We start from the raw sequence: 17,585 nt of genomic DNA on the forward strand, positions 1-17,585 counted from the left end.
GACGAGCCGGAGAGAAACGGGGCGGAAGTGTTCGGGTTGCTCAGGCCGTGTGCGCACGGCGCTCAGAAGTATGGAATCGATGCGGCCGAGTGGCGGGCGCATCTGTGCGGTTTGTGTCTCGGGCTGCGGGACGGGCACGGTCAGTTCGCCCGCGCCACCACCAACAAGGACGCGCTGGTGCTGAGCATGCTCACCGAGGCGCAGTCCGGTGCTAAGACCCGCACCATCGCGGCGCCGTGTGCGTTGCGCGGTATGCGCCGGGCGTCGGTGGTCACCGCCGACTCGCCGGGTGTGCAACTCGCCACCACGGCGTCGCTGTTGTTGGCGGCGGCCAAGATTCGTGATCACGTGGACGACGGCGAAGTCGCCGCGCTCGCGCGCAGGCCGCTGGCGAAAGCCGCGACGCGCTGGCACAGCGAGGCTCGCGCCGGCGCGGCGCGGATCGGCCTGGACGTCGAGCCGCTCGTCGCGGCGCTCGACGCGCAGGTAGGCCTGGAGCGCGAGGCGAAAAATACGGCCGCCGTGAGCGGTTCGGGTTCGGGGGCGAGACGGGTGCCACATTCCCTCGCCGCTTCTCGGTATTGGCATGCGGCGATGGCGGAGTCGTCCGATCCGCTGGACCGCTTGACCGCGCCCACTCAGCTGTGCGCGTCGGAGTTCTTCGCCCACACCGCCGTGCTGGCCGACCGCCCGGACAATGTCGAGGCGTTGCGCGCGGCGGGGTGGCAGTTCGGCCGGATCGCGCATCTGGCCGACGCTCTCGCCGACTACGACGACGACGCGGCCCACGATCGCTTCAACCCCCTCATGGCCACCGGCACGACCATTCCCGAGGCTTACGGTCTACTGCGGCAATCGAATTCGCGCTTGCGCGCGGCCGTCGCGGCGGCCGAACTCAGCCGCGTGCCCACCGTGCGCTGGATGCTGCTCGACCCGCTGACCGCGGTGGTGCGGAGGCTCGGTGGCGGTCTGGGAGCGCTTGCCACACACACGTGCTCGGTGCCGTCCGAAGGGGCTTCCCGCGCCGGCGTCCACGCGCGCACGGGTCATCGCCCGCCGACGCGGCGGCCGGGGGTGGGCGAATCCCTCGCGCTCATCTTGGGCGGTTACTGCACCGGCTACGCGTGCTGCGCCGACCACACGCAACCGTGCACCGGCGAACGCAAGGAGGCGTGGATCAACAACTGCGATTGCAGCGATTGCGGCGAATGCGATTGCGGCTGCTGCAATTGCGGGGACTGCAACTGCTGCGACTGCGGTTGCGACTGCTGATCGGAGACGCGCGGCGGCGAGCCGGCCGCGCGGATGCGGGACGGAGGGGCCCGAGCCGATCTCGCCGAAAATACGGAGCCGCACCCGATCGCGAATCGGGTGCGGCTCCGGTTCCGCTCAGCGCAGGGTCGCCGTCAGATGCGGGTATCCCTTCTTCGGGTGGCGCAGCGCCAGATCCCACCCGCCTTCGGCCTGGTCGGCGTACAGGTTGACGGTGGAGGGCAGCAGGATCGGCTTTCCGAACTTGACCGAGTACGTGGTCTGCTCCGGAATCCGGCCCTCGACCGCGCCCAGAACGGTCGCCGCCGACCACATGCCGTGGGCGATCGACCGCGGGAAGCCGAACGCCTTGGCGCCCAGCGCCGACGTATGGATCGGATTGTGATCGCCCGACGCGGCCGCGTATCGGGTGATCGTCTTCTGATCCACCCGCAGGGTGCGCAGCGGCGGCGGCGGAACCTCGTCCGGCTTCGGCTCCTGCTTCGGCTCGCCCGACAGCGAGGTGCGCTGCTGGTGCAGGAACGTGGTCACCTGGTGCCACACCAGCTCCCGGCCCACCTTGACGTCGCTGATCGCGTCCACGAGCAGACCCTTGGGGTGCTCGCGCAAGTTCTCGATGTGCGTGCGAATGTCCAGCGGCTCGCTCACCGAGATCTCCCGGGTGCGCTCGATGACGTTCTGCGCGTGCACCGCGCCCACCGCGACGAACGGGAAGTCCCGCGCCACCACCAGCTGCATGGCCAGTGGGAAGGTGAGGATGAACGGATAGGTCAGCGGGAGCGCGTCGCCGAACCGCAGACCGGTCGCGCGGCAGTAGGCGGCCAGATGGTCCGGATCGACCCGCAGCCCGTCGAGCTGCACCGCCCGGTCCGGAGGCGCCGGCTTGCGCGCCGACAGCAGCGGCACGGCGCCGAGCGCGGCCTTGACGAACAGGCGGCTGTTCTTCGGCGGTTCGGTGAGGCTGATCACCTCGGTCTTCTCCTTGCCTGCCGGAGCCTGGGTCATCATGCCCCGATCAGGCTCTGGCCGCAGACCCGCACGACGTTGCCGGTCACCGCGTTCGACGCCGGGCTCGCGAAGTAGGCGATGGTCTCGGCGACGTCCACGGTCTGGCCGCCCTGCAGCAGCGAACTCATCAGCCGCCCGGCCTCGCGGGTGGCCAACGGGATGGCGGCGGTCATGGCGGTCTCGATGAAACCGGGCGCGACGGCGTTGATGGTGATGTTCTTCTCCGCCAGCTTCGGCGCCTCGGCGTTCACCATGCCGATGACGCCCGCCTTGGAGGTGCCGTAGTTGGTCTGCCCGCGGTTGCCCGCGATGCCCGCGATCGAGGACACGTCGATCACGCGGCCGCCCTCCTTCAGCGCGCCCCTGGCCACCAGGCCTTCGGTGATCCGATGCGGCGCGGCGAGATTCACGTCGATGACCGCGTTCCACCGGCCCTCGTCCATGTTCGCCAGCAGTTTGTCGCGGGTGATGCCCGCGTTGTGCACGATGATGTCGATGCCGCCGAAACGCTCGGTGGCGAACTCGGCCAGCTTCTCCGCCGCGTCGGGCGCGGTCACGTCGAGCGCGAGCGCGGTGCCGCCCACTTTGTTCGCGGTCTGCGACAGCGCCTCGCCCGCGGCCGGGATGTCGGCGACGATCACTTGGGCGCCGTCACGGGCGAACACCTCGGCGATGGTCGCGCCGATGCCGCGCGCCGCGCCGGTCACCACCGCGACCTTGCCTTCGAGCGGGCGGTCCCAGTCGGCGGGGGCGCTCGCGTCGTCCTTGCCGACCCGGATGACCTGGCCGTCGACGAACGCCGACTTGGCCGAGAGCAGGAAACGCAGGGTCGACTCCAGGCCGGTCGCCGTGGCGGACGCCTCCGGGTGCAGGTAGACCAGTTGCGCGGTGGAGCCGCGCAGCAGTTCCTTGGCCACCGAGCGGGTGAAGCCCTCCAGCGCGCGTTGCGCGATCTGCTCGTCCACGCCGGAAGCCAATTCGGGGGTGGTGCCGATGACCACGATGCGGCCGGACGGGGTGAGGCTGCGCAGGGCGGGCTGGAAGAACTCGAACAGCTGCGAGAGGTCCTCGATGGTGCCGATGCCGGTGGCGTCGAACACCAGGGCGCCGTACTTGGTGCCCTGGCTCAGCGCGTCGGCGAAGGTGTAGTCCGACAGCAGGGCGCGCACCGGCTCGGCGACCCGGCCCTTGCCGCCGATCAGCACCGGACCGGACAGCGGCGGCTCGCCCTTGACGTAGCGGCGCAGCGTCTCCGGCTTCGGAAGGCCGAGCTTGCCGGCCAGGAACGCGCCAGGCGCGGAGTGTACGAACGATCCATAGAGGTTGGGAGCACCCTTGCTCTTGCTGGCTGCCACTATTCCTACCTTTTCTGAGTTCTGTCTCTCGGGTCTGGGGTATCGCCCCGGCGTGGTCTGCTGGCGCACTTTTGCGGGGTACGTGTCGACATTAAACTTACTCCAGAGTAAGTTTAATGTAAACCACCGCGACGGGGCGCCGAGCACGCGGAAATGTCCGCGTTCGACCGGGCCGCCGGGACACCCATCCACGAGACCTTGGAGACTCGAGTGACTAGCAAAGCCCGTTCGGCGAAGAGCACCGCCAAGACCGGTAAGACCACCCGCCCGGTCGCGATCGTGGGCGGCAACCGGATTCCGTTCGCTCGTTCCGACAAGGCGTACGCGCACGCCTCCAACCAGGACATGTTCACCGCCGCGCTGGACGGACTGGTCAGCCGTTTCGGCCTGCAGGGCGAGCGGCTCGGCATGGTCGTGGGCGGCGCGGTCCTGAAGCGGGTCGGCGAGCACGGCCTGATCCGGGAGAGCGTGCTCGGCAGCAAGCTCAGCCCCTACACCCCGGCCCACGACCTCCAGCTGGCCTGCGGCACCGGCCTGCAGGCGATCGTCACCGTCGGTGACGCGATCGCGGCAGGCCGGATCGAAGCAGGCGTGGGCGGCGGCACCGACACCACCTCCGACGCCCCGATCGGCGTGAGCGAGGGCATGCGCGAATGGATGCTCGACGCCAACCGCGCCAAGACGAACAAGGACCGTCTCAAGCTGGTCGGCCAGCTGCGCCCGAGCATGCTCGGCATCGAGATCCCGCGCAACGCCGAGCCGCGCACCGGCTTGTCGATGGGCGAGCACGCCGCCATCACCGCCAAGGAATTCGGCATCCCGCGCGAAGCCCAGGACGAGCTTGCCTACCTGTCGCACAAGAACATGGCGGCCGCCTACGACCGCGGTTTCTTCGACGACCTGATCACTCCGTTCCTCGGCCTCACCCGCGACGACAACCTGCGGCCGAACTCCTCGATCGAGAAGCTGGCGACGCTGAAGCCGGTCTTCGGGGTCAAGGCGGGCGACGCGACCATGACCGCGGGCAACTCCACCCCGTTGACCGACGGCGCCTCCGCGGTGCTGCTGTCCAGCGAGGAATGGGCCGCCGAGCGGAACCTGCCGGTGCTGGCCCACCTGGTCGACAGCGAGGTCGCGGCGGTCGACTACATCCACGGCCCCGACGGTCTGCTGATGGCGCCGACCTACGCGGTGCCGCGCCTGCTCGCCCGCAACGGCCTGACCTTGCAGGACTTCGACTACTACGAGATCCACGAGGCCTTCGCCTCGGTGGTGCTGGCCACCCTGGCCGCCTGGGAGTCCGACGCCTACTGCAAGGAGCGCCTCGGTCTCGACGGCGCGCTCGGCTCGATCGATCGCAGCAAGCTGAACGTCAACGGCTCGTCGCTGGCCGCGGGTCATCCGTTCGCCGCCACCGGCGGCCGTATCGTGGCCGCCACCGCGAAGCAGCTGGCCGAGAAGGGCTCCGGTCGCGCGCTGATCTCCATCTGCGCCGCGGGCGGCCAGGGCGTGGTCGCCATCCTGGAGCGCTGAGTCGCGTCCGCGTGGTCCGGCCGGAATTCCGGCCGGACCACCTTTTGTCCCGGCCTAGTCACCGGGGAGTTCGATGTGCCCGCCGAAGGCTTTGCGCATCGCCGAGAGCACTTTGTCCGCGTAGAGTGCATCGCCCCGCGAGGAGAAGCGCGCGAACAGCGCGGATGCCAACACGGGCACGGGCACACCGGTGTCGATAGCGGCATCGATCGTCCAGCGGCCCTCGCCCGAGTCGGACACCCGGCCGCTGTAGGAATCCAGGTTCGGGTCCGCGTGCAGGGCGGCCGCGGTCAGATCCAGCAGCCAGGACGCGACCACCGACCCTCGACGCCACACTTCGGTGATCTCCGGCACATTCAGGTCGTACTGGTAGTACTCGGGATGCTCCAGCGGCGTCTCCTCCGCGGAGAACTCGCCGCTGTGCTCGGCCCCATAATTGGCCCGCCGCAGGATGTTCAACCCTTCGGCGTAGGCGGCCATCGCCCCGTACTCGATGCCGTTGTGCACCATCTTCACGAAGTGGCCCGCCCCGACCGGCCCGCAGTGCAGATAGCCCAGCTCGGCCGTGGACGGTTCGCCGGTGCGTCCCGGTGTCCGTTCCGCCGCCTCGAGGCCCGGCGCGATGGATTTCAGCAGCGGGTCCAGGTACTTCACCGGCTCCGACTCGCCGCCGATCATCAGGCAGAAACCGCGAGTCAGGCCGAACACCCCGCCCGAGGTGCCGATGTCGACGTAGTGAATGCCCGCGGGCTTCAACCGTTCGGCGCGCGCGAGGTCCTCGTGGTAGCGGCTGTTGCCGCCATCGATGACGATGTCGCCCGGGTCGAGCAGCTGGGCAACTTGGTCGATCACCGCCCCGGTCGCGCCGGCCGGGATCATCACCCACACCACGCGCGGCGTTTCGAGCATGCCGACGAATTCGGTGAGATCGGTGCTTCCACGGAAACGTTTCCCGAGTTCCGCGCTCAATTCGTCGATGTGCGCGGAGTGACGCTCGTATCCGACGGCGGTGTGTCCGTCCCCGACGACGCGACGCACGATGTTCGCGCCCATCCGGCCGAGGCCGATCATTCCCAGCTGCATGCCATCCATCTCCCTCGTGTATGCGAAGTCTTGCCGCGGGGTCGTCTCGATTCTCCCGCGTGGGATCGGTCACGGTTGGGCGCGCGGATGTAACGCCGCCCGCACCGACCCGATAAACAGGTCGGCTCCGCGCAGTTGCCAGACCCCCGACCCGGCAACTGCGCGGGCCTCTTCATGTGGTGTACCCGGTTCTCCGCGTCGGATGTGCGCTGTGCCGACCACTGTCGGCGGAACCGTTATCTTGGTGGGGACTCGCATCGGCGCGGGTCCACAATTCAATCGAACGGGGAGGACGGTTCGTGACGAGCCAGCCGAGCACCGGAGGACGCGGCCCACAGCCAGGGGGCGAAGTCGGATGGCGCCAGCTCCTCGGGGCCGAGCGCCCCCAAGGATCGGACCGGTCGGTCGCCTGGAGTGGTGACGAACAGCTCACTCAGCCTCTGCAAACTACCCGGCGCAGGCCCGCGCCGCCCGCACCCCGCCGTGCGCCCGCGCGTCGCCCCGTCTCCACTCCGCCGCGCAAGCGCCTGGACCGCGCGACCGTGCGCCGGGCGGGTATCGCGGTCGGCGCCGTGCTCGCGGTCGCGGGACTCGGCTACGTGGTGGATTTGGTGATGTCCTCGGGCGAGGTGCCGCGCGGCACGGTCGTGGCAGGCGTCGACGTGGGCGGCATGGACACCTCCGCCGCCGACGCCCGGCTGCGCGCCGAACTCGAGCCGAGGGCGGGGCGGGAGCTGCCGCTGCGCATCGGCGACGTGCAGACCCGCATCGTGCCGAGCGCTGCCGGACTCGGCGTGGATTGGGACGCCACCTGGTCGCGGATCGGCTCCCAGCCGCTGAATCCGTTCACCCGGCTCGCCTCCTTCGTCACCACCCGCGATGTGTCGATCGTCAGCGCGATCGACGAACCGGCGCTGGATCGTCAGCTCACCGAGTTGCGGGTGCACGATCGGGCTTCGGTCGACGGCACCGTCACCTTCGACAAGGCCGAACCTGTCGCTGTCCCGCCCGTTCCGGGGCGGGTCCTCGACGTGGCCGCCGCACGCACGGAATTGGCCGACAAATGGGTCACCGGGTCGACGGTGGACTTGCCGGTCGTCCCCGCGCCGTTGCAGGTGCGTCCGGAGGCCGTGGACAAAGCCCTGCGCGAGGTCGCCCAGCCCGCCGTGCGCTCGCCGATCTCGTTCGCGGGCAAAGGCGGGTCGGGCAAGCTCGATCCCGAGCAGATCGCGTCGGTCCTGGCCTTCGTGCCGGACGGGCAGGGCGGTCTGGCCGTGTCGGTGAATCAGGACGCCGCGATCGGTCTGCTCGCGCCACAGCTGGCCACCACGGAGGTCGAGCCGAAGGACGCGACGTTCGCGGTGTCGGGCGGCAAGCCGTCGGTCGTGCCCGCCGTGGTCGGCGACAAGATCAACTGGCCGAAGACCTTCGAACAGTTCACCGCGTTGCTGGTCGCGCCGGGCGAGCGGACCGCCCAGGTGGTCTACGAGCGGATCGAACCGAAGCTGACCACCGAGGCCGCGCAGGGACTCGGCGTCATCGAGCCCGTCGGCTCGTTCACCACCGGTGGTTTCAGCGGTCCCTCCGGCGTCAACATCCGAACGGTGGCCAAAAAGGTCGACGGCGCGATCGTGAAGCCGGGAGAAACCTTCTCGCTCAACGATTTCACCGGTCCCCGCGGCACCGCCGAGGGCTACGTGGAATCCGGCATCATCGACCACGGCCGCCCGAGCACGGCGGTCGGCGGCGGCATCAGCCAGTTCGCCACCACGCTCTACAACGCGGCCTATTTCGCCGGTCTGGAGGACGCGGGCCACACCGAGCACAGCTACTACATCTCCCGCTATCCCGCCGCCCGCGAAGCCACCGTGTTCGACGGCGCGATCGACCTCAAGTTCCGCAACAACACCCCCACCGGCATCTACATCGAAACCGTGGCGACCAGCACGGATATCACCGTCCGCCTGTGGGGCACCAAGACGGTCGAGGTCGAATCCATCACCGGCGAGAAGACCAAGCCGACCGAGCCGAACACCATCACCCTGCCCAAGGGCAAGGACTGCATCGCCTCCGAGGGCGCTCCGGGCTTCACCATCTCCGACACCCGCGTCATCACCGACCGGAAAACGGGCCGCGAAGTTTCCCGCAAGACCCGCACGGTGAAGTACGACCCGATCCCGGTCGTGAAGTGCGAGTGAGGGCGTAAACTCCCGCGCGCCGGGAGCGAGTACGCCCGGTCAGTCGCCGGACCGGGCGGACGCTCGCAGCCTCACAGCGGTGTTCTCATCAGCAGCACGTTGTACTGAGTGTGCTGCGTGACCAGGAAATAGAGATCGCGGCCGGTCTGGTAGGGGTAGATCATGGGCGCGTACGCGGTGGGGAGGGAGCGGGCGTCGATCAGGACTCGGGGTTCGCTCCACGGCCCTTCCGGCGCGGGCGCGGTGCGCAGGACGACGCTGTTGGCCGGGTCCGTGGTCAGCATGACGTACTGGCCGAGGTAGTCGTTCCACATCACCGAAAGTTCGGCGACGCCGCCGACGACGGGAGCCGCGGTCTTGGCATCGGTTGGCTTCCACTCCTTGCCGTCCCAGTACTCGTAGGCGTCGATATTCGCGATATCGGATTCCTTTGCCCGGGAGACGAATCCGGGGTTGTTGCGGCCCGCGGGCGTGCCGTAGCGGTAGACGTGGCCGCCCGCTTTCAGGAAGGCGTTCTGCTGGAAGTTCTCGTGGCCGTCGACGTTGGCGCGCCGGGTGTGGGTGAGCTGCGTCCAAGTGGTGCCGCCGTCACCGGAGGCGGCCAGGGTGGAGAAGTTGGTCTTCCACTTCCCGTGGTCGCCCCATTCGCGGACCGACATCAGGCTCATGTATTGCACGCCACCCGCCGCGATGCCCGCGGTGGGGATCAGGCTGATCTCGATGCCCGGGATCTTGGGGCTGGGTAAGGGATTCGGGACCACGTCGTCGAAAAGGATGCCCTCGGCCGGGTCGTGCGAAGAACTGCGGAACAGCACGTTGCTGGTCCACGCCCAGATGCTGCCCGCGAGGAGATTGGGGACGCCGAGACCCGCGCTGTCACCGAAGGCGGTGATCATCCGGCCGTTGCCGTCGTCCCACATGATGCCGAGGTCGGTGCCGAGCACGTTGACGCTCTGGGTGCGGTTCGGGCTGTCCATGCCGGTCACCTGGAACACCGCTTCGGTCGGTCCGGGCAGTCGGGGCAGGCCGTGAATACCGTTGAGGGCCGGGATCGGGATGACGTTGTTCGGATCGGCTCCGGCGGGCGCGGCCGCGGCCACCGCGAGGACCGCGGCGAGCGCGCCGGTTCGGGCGAGGGCGGACAGCGATCGGCTCATGCTGGGTCATTCTGCCCGCTCGCCGTCGCGCTGTCGCCTACATCCGCGCCCGAGCCTCGGGCGTTCGACCGATCGTCACCAGCCGGAAAAGCCACCACGGGCGTTCCGGGAGTTCGGGGCTGTAGACCCGCATGCTCATCGTGCGGACCCGGCCCGTGGCGAGCTCGCGCACCTGCAATCGGCGGCGCGGGATGCCCGCGGCGCGGACTTCGGTGGTCCACATGCGGTCCCAATCGGGGGAGCGGCGGCAGCGTTCGGCGATCTGCTCGACGCGCTCGCGCGGGGCGAGGGGGGACAGGAAGCGGAAGGCGTCGACGAGCAGATGCGCCTCCACGGCCCAGTCCACCATCACCCGTCGCGCCGCCGCGTCGAGGAACATCCACTCCAGCACGTTCCCACGGGCCACCGCACCCGGGAACACGCGCTGGTAGGCGGAATTGGCCTCCACCAGATCCTGCGTGGGCATCCGTTGATAGCAGGCCGGGTCGGGAAGGCTGTGCAGGTCGGCTTGATCGTCCGGAGTCGGCACATCGGGGCCGGGTCCGTAGGCCGTCGCGAAGAAGCTCGGCTGGGTCAGTGCGACGATGTGCTTGCGGTACCAGATCGGCACCTCGAGCGCGTCGAACAAACGCTGCAGCAGCGGGTGATTCGGCGCTACCGCCCCGGTTTCGATCTGGTCCAGTCCGGCCTCGGTGAGTCCGGCGCGGGCTGCCAGATGGGCGGCCGTCAGCCCCGCGGCGAGGCGTCGTTCGCGCAGATAAGCGCCGATGCCAGTTGCGTTGCGCGTCACCTCGGGCACCTCTGCCGACATGTCCTTTGCCGAACTATGTGAAGCGGAAGGTTGCTGTGGCCTCCCGGGAGCACGCAATCTACCGGAGAGGATCGGCGTCGAGCGGTGATCGAACGTCACGAAACGACAAATCTAGACGACAACGGCCCGGAGAAGATCTCCGGGCCGTCGTGCCGTCTGCAGCTGCCTCGCCGTCGCTCTGTCCGGCCGCGATCCGGCGGACGGGCCAGCGCATCGCCGAGGCGGGCGTGCGCGCGTCAGAACGCGGCTTCGTCCAGCTCCATGATGTCGTTGTCCAGGTTGGACAGCACCGCGCGGGTGGCGGTCAGCTCCGGCAGGATGTTGCGGGCGAAGAACTGCGCGACCGCGATCTTGCCGTTGTAGAACGCCTCGTCGGCGCCGGTCGCGCCGTTGTCGAGGGCCGCGATGGCGACCTCGGCCTGGCGCAGCAGCTGCCAGCCGATGAGCAGGTCACCGACCGAGAGCAGGAAGCGCACCGAACCCAGGCCGACCTTGTACAGCTCGCTCGGCTGCTCCTGCGCGCCCATCAGATGGCCGGTGAGCGTGGCGGCCATGGCCTGCACGTCCTCCAGCGCCGTGGCCAGCAGCTTGCGCTCGCCCTTCAGGCGACCGTTGCCTGCTTCCGCGTCGATGAACTTCTGCACCTGCCCGGCCACGTGGGCCAGGGCGACGCCGCGGTCGCGGGCGATCTTGCGGAAGAAGAAGTCCTGCGCCTGGATGGCGGTGGTGCCCTCGTAGAGGGAGTCGATCTTCGCGTCGCGGATGTACTGCTCGATCGGGTAGTCCTGCAGGAAGCCGGAACCGCCCAAGGTCTGCAGCGACTCGGTCAGGTACTGGTAGGCCCGCTCCGAGCCGACGCCCTTGACGATCGGCAGCAGCAGATCGTTGACCCGCGCGGCCAGATCCGCGTCCGCGCCCGAGACCAGCTGCGCCACATCGGCGTTCTGGTGAGCGGCGGTGTAGAGGTACACAGCCCGCAGGCCCTCGGCGTACGCCTTCTGGGTGGCCAGCGACCGGCGCACGTCCGGGTGGTGGGTGATGGTCACGCGGGGCGCGGCCTTGTCGGTCATCTTGGTCAGGTCGGCGCCCTGGACCCGCTCCTTGGCGTAGTCCCGCGCGTTCAGGTAACCGGTCGACAGGGTCGCGATGGCCTTGGTGCCCACCATCATGCGGGCGTGCTCGATGACGTCGAACATCTGCGCGATGCCGTTGTGCACCTCGCCGACCAGCCAGCCCTTGGCCGGGATGCCGTGGCCGCCGAAGGTGACCTCACAGGTGGCCGAGACCTTCAGGCCCATCTTGTGCTCGACGTTGGTGACGAAGACGCCGTTGCGCTCGCCCAGCTCACCGGTCTCGTGGTCGAAGTGGAACTTCGGCACGAAGAACAGCGACAGGCCCTTGGTGCCCGGTCCCGCGCCCTCGGGGCGGGCCAGCACCAGGTGCATGATGTTCGGGAACAGGTCGTCGGAGTCGGCGGAGGTGATGAACCGCTTGACGCCCTCGATGTGCCAGGTGCCGTCTTCCTGCTTGATCGCCTTGGTGCGGCCGGCGCCGACGTCGGAACCGGCGTCGGGTTCGGTGAGCACCATGGTGGCGCCCCAGCCCTGCTCGGCGGCGATCTGCGCCCACTTCTTCTGCTCGTCGGTGGCGTTGTTGTAGAAGATGTTCGCGAAGCCGGGGCCCGCGGCGTACATGAAGGCGGCAGGCTGCGCGCCGAGGATCAGTTCGGCGACGGCCCAGTAGGCCGCGCGGGGGATCGGCAGGCCGCCGAGCTCCTCGGCGATGCCCAGCTTGTCCCAGCCGCCGTCCTGCAGGGTGCGGTAGCTCTTCTTGAACGATTCGGGCAACGTGACCGTGTGGTTCTCGGGGTCGAAGACCGGCGGGTTGCGGTCGGCGTCGGCGAACGACTCACCGAGCGGACCTTCGGCCAGGCGACGTACCTCGTTGAGCATCTCCTTCACGGTGTCCGTGTCGAGATCGCCGTAGGCGCCGCTGTCCAGGATCGACCCGAGGCCGAGAACCTCGAAGAGGTTGAACTCCAGGTCGCGGACGTTGCTCTTGTAGTGACCCATTGTCAGTACTCACTCTCCGTTGAGTTGGTGCGGTCGGTATGGTTGCCGTTCCCGCCCGTTGTTCGCTCCACCGGGTAGTCGTCGCCGGTTTTCCGCATGCTACTCGCGGGTAACTTATGTAACATATTACCGGCCGGTAATGACTGCGCAAAGAGCTGAGCAGGCAATGTGACGCGTTTTACAGTGTTTGATTTGCCGCGCCTTCGCGCGAACGGCGGATGCTCGGTCTCGCTTCGCTCGAAAGATGTGGTCGAGGTGCGTTGGTGGTGAAGCTCGTCGCCTGTCCAGCGGCTGCTCGAAGCGGGCCGGGCCGCGAACGGGCGGACGTTCGATCTCGGTTCCTCTACCGAGGTCGAGGCGTGGCGGTGCGGCTTCGCGGGTGTTGTGGAACCGGCGCGGCAGAATGACTTCGATGCGGATCGAGACGAGTGCCGGGCCGGCTGAGGTCGAGCTCGAACAGCCGCGTAGGCCCGCGTTTCTTCTGCTGCTCACGCATGGCGCGGGTGGTGGGGTGGAGGCGAAGGACCTGCTCGCGGTGCGGGATGCCGCGCTGCGGTTGGGGGGCGGGGTCGCGCGGGTGGTGCAGCCGTATCGGGTTGCGGGGCGGCGCGCGCCGGGGTCGGCGGTCAAGCAGGACGAGGCGTGGCTGGAGGTCGTCGCTCGGTTGCGGGGGCGCAAGCGCATTCCGTTGATCCAGGGTGGGCGTAGCAACGGGGCTCGGGTGGCCTGCCGGACGGCGGTCGCGGCACGGGCCCGTGGCGTGCTCGCGCTCTCGTTCCCCCTGCATCCGCCGGGCAAGCCGGAGAACTCGCGCCGGGACGAACTGCTCGCACCCGGCGACATCGAGGTCGTGGTCGTCAACGGAGCCAACGACCCGTTCGGCATTCCCGATCCCGCCGACGCCGCGGAGGTCCGTGTCATCCCGGGACAGCCGCACGCCTTCCGGGCCGGGTTCGACCTGATCGCCGCGACCGTCACCCCGTGGCTGGAGCGCTGGTCCTGACTCCCTACTCGGCCGGGCGGGTGGCGATGACCAAGGCGTCGATCGCGTCGCCCGTCTCGGTGGGCCGGTAGACGCGGTCGGCGAGGCGCACGCGCACCTGGCTCGCCGCCGCCAGGGGGCCCAGGTCGGCGACGATGTCGTCGGGAGTGAAGAGGATGGCCGGGTCCTGCGGCCCGCCACAGCCGTCGGTGATGTTGGTGGTGTCGTGGCCGAGCACGAGCAGGGTGCCCTCCGGAGCGAGCAGGCCGGCCGCCTTGCGGACCAGCGCGCGACGCGGCTGCGCGGGCAGGTGCAGAAAGACCATCAAGACCAGTTCGAACGGCCCGGTGATCCCCGCCTCGTCCAGGTCTGTGACGTCGGCGCACTGCCAGGTGATGCGACTGCGGACCGAGCGGGACAGGCGCGACGCCACGGTGCGGCCCTTGTCGATGCCCACCTGGGAGTAGTCGACGGCGTGCACCTGCCAGCCGTGTGTGGCGAGCCACAGGGCGTTGCGGCCCTCCCCGCACGCCAAGTCGAGCGCGCGGGGGAACTCCGGCGCCTCGCCTTCGGGCGTGGTCTGCAGGGGCGCACGGCGTTCCAACCCGTAGACGTGCTCCACCACGGTGTTGTTCGGCGGTGCGCCCCAGACCAATTCCGTTTGCGCGTAGCGCTCGTCCCAGTCGGCCGCGTCCATATCTCGAGTCTATTGATCGCGCGGCCCGCGCTCCGTGGGTTGCCGGAGTCAGTCCGATACCTGCGAGAGCCACTGCACCGGCGTGGTCTCGCGCAGGTGGATCAGCACGTCGAACGCGTCGACGAGCGAGGAGAGCCGGATGTGCGCCGTGGCGTCGGCCGCCGGGTCGTAGACGCCGCTGATGGTGCGCAGTTTCGCCGGGCCGGTCAGCCACTCGCGGACCGGTTCCGGCGCCGCGGCGTGCAAGTCCACGTAATAGGCCGGGAGTTCCAGCGCACCCAGTGCGGCATCGACCAAGTCCGGCTGCGGGTCGGGCGCCACGGTCGCGCCGAGATCGCCGTGGTGGAAGCCGATACCGACGGACACGTACCCGTCACCCAGCTCAGCGCGCAAATAGCTTCCGGTACCGCGGAATTCGGCTGAGCCGAGCACGATCGGAAGACCGCTGGTGTGCGCGAGCCCGTCCCAGTAGACGATCTTGGCGCCGGTCGAGCGTCGCCGTTCCAGCACCCTTTCCGCGGTAGGCCGTTCGTCCCGGGCGAATCCTCGGTTGGCGACGCTCTGCCGGTGGAAGTCGAGGATCAGGCGGGCATGGGCAAGCGCGGTGGTCCGCTCGCTCGTGTCCGGCAGCTCCGCCAGCAGCGCGAGGGCGTCCGCGGCATGCTCTACGAACGGGCGACCGGGGTGGGTGCCCTGGTGCCGCTGGACATGCTCGTCGACCTGGTGTGCGGTGCGGATGGGGGCGAGGTGCGCCTCGATCGCGGCGAGCCGGTCGGGCGCCACCTGGCGCACATGGTCGAACACCGCGTCGTAGTCGCTCGGCTCGGCACGCGGTGGTTCGACGCCGAAGATGCGTACCGGGTCCTCCGGATGCGCCAGGTTGTACGCGCGGATCCAATGCAACGTGGCTACCGATTCCTCGGTGCGCCATGGGCGCCAGGCCCCGGCGAGCACCGTTTCCGGGTCGCCTGCGCCGGTAGTGACGAATCGGTCCCAGCGCTCGCCGGAGCGCGCGCTGTCCTGAATGGCGAGGGCGCGGAAACCATGCCGTTCGACCAGTCCGCGAAACAGCCGCTCGCGCACCCCGAAGGTCTGCCGGGAGAACCGCGTCGACTCACCCAGGCCGACCACGTCGGCGGCGCCCAGCAGCGCGATCAGTGTGTCGAGATCCGCGCCGGACGCATCCGGATCGAAACTGTCGATCGCGGCGGCGTTGTCGCGCAGCCAGGCGCGGACGTCGACGGTGGTGTTGAGCACGGTGCCTCCCGGAAATACGAACGATCCAACGCGATGCAGCCTCATACATAAACCAATGTTGAGGTCAAGCGCCGCGTCGGTTCGCCGCTCCGTACTACAGCGTGGTGCGCATCAGCAGGACGTTGTACTGGCTGTGCACCGTCGTGAGGAAGTACAGATCACGCCCGGTCTGGTACGGGAAGATCGAGGGTGCGTAGGCGCTCGGCAATTCCCGTGTGTCGATCAATACTTCGGGTTCGCTCCACGGGCCCACCGGCGAGGAAGCCCGCCGCATCACCACGGAATTGAATCGGTCGGTGGTGAGCGAAATGTATTGGCCGAGATAGGCGTTGTACATCACCGACAACTCACCGACACCGAACATGATCGGCGCGGCGGCATCCACGTCGTTCTTTCGCCACGCGTGGCCGTCCCAGTACTCGTATTCGGCGAGATTCGCGATGTCCGGCGCGCGGACGCGGGCCACGTGGGCGGTGTGATTACGCCCGGACCGCGTGCCGTATTCGTAGATGTACCCGCCGTCGGAGAGGAAGGCGTTCATCTGGAAGTTGGCGTTCCCGCCCTCGTTGTTCCGCCGCGTTTCCGGCAGTTCGGCCCAGGTCTCGCCGTTGTCCCCGGAGACGGCGAGCCCGGAGAAATTGGTGCTCCACTGCCCGACGTCGTCCCAGGTCTTCACCGACATCAGGCTCATGAACTGCACGCCCTCGACCGAGATGCCCGCGGTGGGGATGCGGCTGATCTCCAGGAAAGGGATCTTCGGGCTGGGAATCAAGTCGCGCGCCTGGCCGAATACATCCCGCACCACGCTGTCGAAGAAGATGCCCTCGGCAGGATCGGTGGTGTGGCTGCGCAGGAGGATATTGCTGCGCCAAGCCCACATGCTGCCCGCGAGCAGATTGGGGAATCCGACGCCCGCGGTGTCGCCGAACGCGGTGAGCATTTCGCCGTGCCCGTTGTCCCACATGATGCCGAGATCGGTGCCGAGGACGTTGTAGGTCTGGGTGTTGTTCGGGCTGGCCATGCCGGTCACCTGGAAGACCGCTTTGGTGCGGCCGAGCAGATTCGGTAAACCGGTCGTGCCGTTGAGTACGGGAATCGGATTGATGGCGTTCGGGTTGGCGATGGCGGGGGTAGTCGCTGTGCAGAGTAGGGCCGAGACGCCCGTCAGCGCCGAGAGCAGGAAAGATGCGGTCTTTCGCACTGTCTGTGAGCCCTCCGGTTTCTTCCCGAGAGCGGTGCGAAACACAGACGTCCCGCGATACACAGACCCTTCGCAGCGTGCCTCGCACCACTAGTCGACTGGCTGGCAAATCGTGCAAATGCTAGCAGTGGAATCGGTCGCGAGAAGCCGTCTTCAGCATATTGGCAAATTTACAGCTATCTACCGATCGCCTTACGTATGATCAACGGGAATTGGGTCGCGCGCTCGACGGCGAGAGTTCGCCGGGTGGATGCTTGCCACGACTTATCGAAGAGTCGTTTGGCTGCGGCGACCGCGTGGGGCGACCGCGTCGCGAGGCGGTCGGCGAGCTTCTCGGCCGCCGCGACGGGGTCCGGCGCCAGCTCGGTGACCAAGCCGATCCGTGCGGCGTAGGCCGCGTCCACGGTGTCCGCGGTCATCGCGAGCAAGAGGGCTTTGTCCATGCCGATCAGCCTGGACAGCGTTGCCGCGCCGGTCATGTCCGGAACCAGGCCGTGCTTGACCTCCATGACCGAGAACTCCGCGTCCGGAGTGGCGAAACGGACGTCCGCCGCGAGCGCGAGCTGCAACCCGCCGCCGTAGCAGCGCCCGTGGACGGCGGCGATCACCGGCACGGGCAGGCGGCGCCAAGCCCAGCACGCCTCCTGGAAGGCATTCGTGCCGCGCCAGGGCAGGGGAACGAAGTTGCGGACGATTGCCAGAGGATCGCTGATGGCTGCGGCGACGTCCAGTCCGCTGCTGAAGCTGGGTCCGTTGCCGGACAGAATCACCGCCCGAACCTCGCTGCGACGAGCCACCAGCTTCGCACTGGCAACCAGCCCGTTGAGCATGTCGACGGTCAGCCCGTTGTGTTTGTCCGGCCGGTCGAGCATGACGTACGCGCGATGATCGTCGAACCGCACGGCGATGTTGGTGCCCATTCCCGAATCTTACTCGTGAGTCAGTTGGGTCGCTCGTGC

Annotated in this window: 14 protein-coding genes; 4 read left to right on the forward strand and 10 right to left on the reverse strand. The window is 68.5% G+C overall.

Going from position 1 to position 17,585, the window contains the following annotated elements; all coding sequences use genetic code 11:
• The first annotated feature begins 27 nt into the window (after positions 1 to 27).
• Positions 28 to 1,272 carry a DUF5685 family protein gene (locus ACWEKR_RS25195; RefSeq protein WP_452356558.1) on the forward strand — a complete coding sequence of 415 codons (1,245 nt, stop codon included), beginning with the start codon at positions 28 to 30 and terminating at the stop codon, positions 1,270 to 1,272.
• A 117-nt stretch (positions 1,273 to 1,389) separates the two neighbouring features.
• Here the strand turns inward: ACWEKR_RS25195 and ACWEKR_RS25200 are convergent, their stop codons facing one another.
• The gene (locus tag ACWEKR_RS25200) at positions 1,390 to 2,280 is read right to left on the reverse strand and encodes a MaoC family dehydratase (protein ID WP_452356559.1); all 891 of its coding nucleotides are present in this window, start codon (positions 2,278 to 2,280) and stop codon (positions 1,390 to 1,392) included.
• Positions 2,277 to 3,635: a 3-oxoacyl-ACP reductase gene (locus ACWEKR_RS25205; protein WP_452356560.1), complete on the reverse strand. Its 1,359-nt coding sequence runs from the start codon at positions 3,633 to 3,635 to the stop codon at positions 2,277 to 2,279. The genes ACWEKR_RS25200 and ACWEKR_RS25205 overlap by 4 nt, the downstream gene beginning before the upstream one ends.
• Before the next feature lie 210 nt (positions 3,636 to 3,845).
• Between ACWEKR_RS25205 and ACWEKR_RS25210 the strand changes: the two genes are divergently transcribed.
• On the forward strand, positions 3,846 to 5,168 hold the full coding sequence (locus ACWEKR_RS25210) for an acetyl-CoA C-acetyltransferase (protein WP_195084403.1): 1,323 nt from the start codon (positions 3,846 to 3,848) through the stop codon (positions 5,166 to 5,168).
• Positions 5,169 to 5,222: 54 nt separating this feature from the next.
• On the opposite strand, the gene gnd is transcribed toward ACWEKR_RS25210, so the two are convergent.
• Positions 5,223 to 6,251 carry a phosphogluconate dehydrogenase (NAD(+)-dependent, decarboxylating) gene (gnd, locus tag ACWEKR_RS25215; protein ID WP_452356561.1) on the reverse strand — a complete coding sequence of 343 codons (1,029 nt, stop codon included), beginning with the start codon at positions 6,249 to 6,251 and terminating at the stop codon, positions 5,223 to 5,225.
• Positions 6,252 to 6,550: 299 nt separating this feature from the next.
• Here gnd and ACWEKR_RS25220 point away from each other — a divergent pair, with 299 nt between their 5' ends.
• Positions 6,551 to 8,449, forward strand: a complete 1,899-nt coding sequence (locus ACWEKR_RS25220) for a VanW family protein (protein WP_452356562.1) — start codon at positions 6,551 to 6,553, stop codon at positions 8,447 to 8,449.
• A gap of 71 nt (positions 8,450 to 8,520) precedes the next feature.
• On the opposite strand, the gene ACWEKR_RS25225 is transcribed toward ACWEKR_RS25220, so the two are convergent.
• From ACWEKR_RS25225 to ACWEKR_RS25235, 3 genes are all read right to left on the reverse strand, one after another.
• The gene (locus ACWEKR_RS25225; RefSeq protein WP_452356563.1) at positions 8,521 to 9,606 is read right to left on the reverse strand and encodes a DUF4185 domain-containing protein; all 1,086 of its coding nucleotides are present in this window, start codon (positions 9,604 to 9,606) and stop codon (positions 8,521 to 8,523) included.
• A gap of 37 nt (positions 9,607 to 9,643) precedes the next feature.
• The gene (locus ACWEKR_RS25230; RefSeq protein ID WP_452356564.1) at positions 9,644 to 10,396 is read right to left on the reverse strand and encodes an MmyB family transcriptional regulator; all 753 of its coding nucleotides are present in this window, start codon (positions 10,394 to 10,396) and stop codon (positions 9,644 to 9,646) included.
• 257 nt (positions 10,397 to 10,653) lie between these two features.
• A complete protein-coding gene (locus ACWEKR_RS25235; RefSeq protein WP_159846215.1) occupies positions 10,654 to 12,489 on the reverse strand; it encodes an acyl-CoA dehydrogenase in 1,836 nt (611 codons plus the stop codon).
• A 412-nt stretch (positions 12,490 to 12,901) separates the two neighbouring features.
• On the opposite strand from ACWEKR_RS25235, the gene ACWEKR_RS25240 reads away from it, so the two are divergent.
• On the forward strand, positions 12,902 to 13,492 hold the full coding sequence (locus ACWEKR_RS25240; protein ID WP_159846212.1) for an alpha/beta hydrolase family protein: 591 nt from the start codon (positions 12,902 to 12,904) through the stop codon (positions 13,490 to 13,492).
• A gap of 4 nt (positions 13,493 to 13,496) precedes the next feature.
• On the opposite strand, the gene ACWEKR_RS25245 is transcribed toward ACWEKR_RS25240, so the two are convergent.
• The 4 genes from ACWEKR_RS25245 to ACWEKR_RS25260 all read right to left on the reverse strand — a co-directional run bounded on the left by ACWEKR_RS25245 (position 13,497) and on the right by ACWEKR_RS25260 (position 17,546).
• The gene (locus ACWEKR_RS25245) at positions 13,497 to 14,168 is read right to left on the reverse strand and encodes a class I SAM-dependent methyltransferase (RefSeq protein WP_159846209.1); all 672 of its coding nucleotides are present in this window, start codon (positions 14,166 to 14,168) and stop codon (positions 13,497 to 13,499) included.
• Positions 14,169 to 14,216: 48 nt separating this feature from the next.
• Positions 14,217 to 15,425: an erythromycin esterase family protein gene (locus ACWEKR_RS25250; protein WP_452356565.1), complete on the reverse strand. Its 1,209-nt coding sequence runs from the start codon at positions 15,423 to 15,425 to the stop codon at positions 14,217 to 14,219.
• A gap of 94 nt (positions 15,426 to 15,519) precedes the next feature.
• Complete coding sequence (locus ACWEKR_RS25255) at positions 15,520 to 16,626, reverse strand: DUF4185 domain-containing protein (protein WP_452356566.1); 1,107 nt, start codon at positions 16,624 to 16,626, stop codon at positions 15,520 to 15,522.
• A gap of 176 nt (positions 16,627 to 16,802) precedes the next feature.
• Positions 16,803 to 17,546 (reverse strand): crotonase/enoyl-CoA hydratase family protein, encoded by a 744-nt coding sequence (locus ACWEKR_RS25260; RefSeq protein WP_452356567.1) that lies wholly within the window; start codon positions 17,544 to 17,546, stop codon positions 16,803 to 16,805.
• Positions 17,547 to 17,585: the final 39 nt, after the last annotated feature.

The sequence above is a fragment of the Nocardia sp. NPDC004573 genome, from assembly GCF_053602135.1.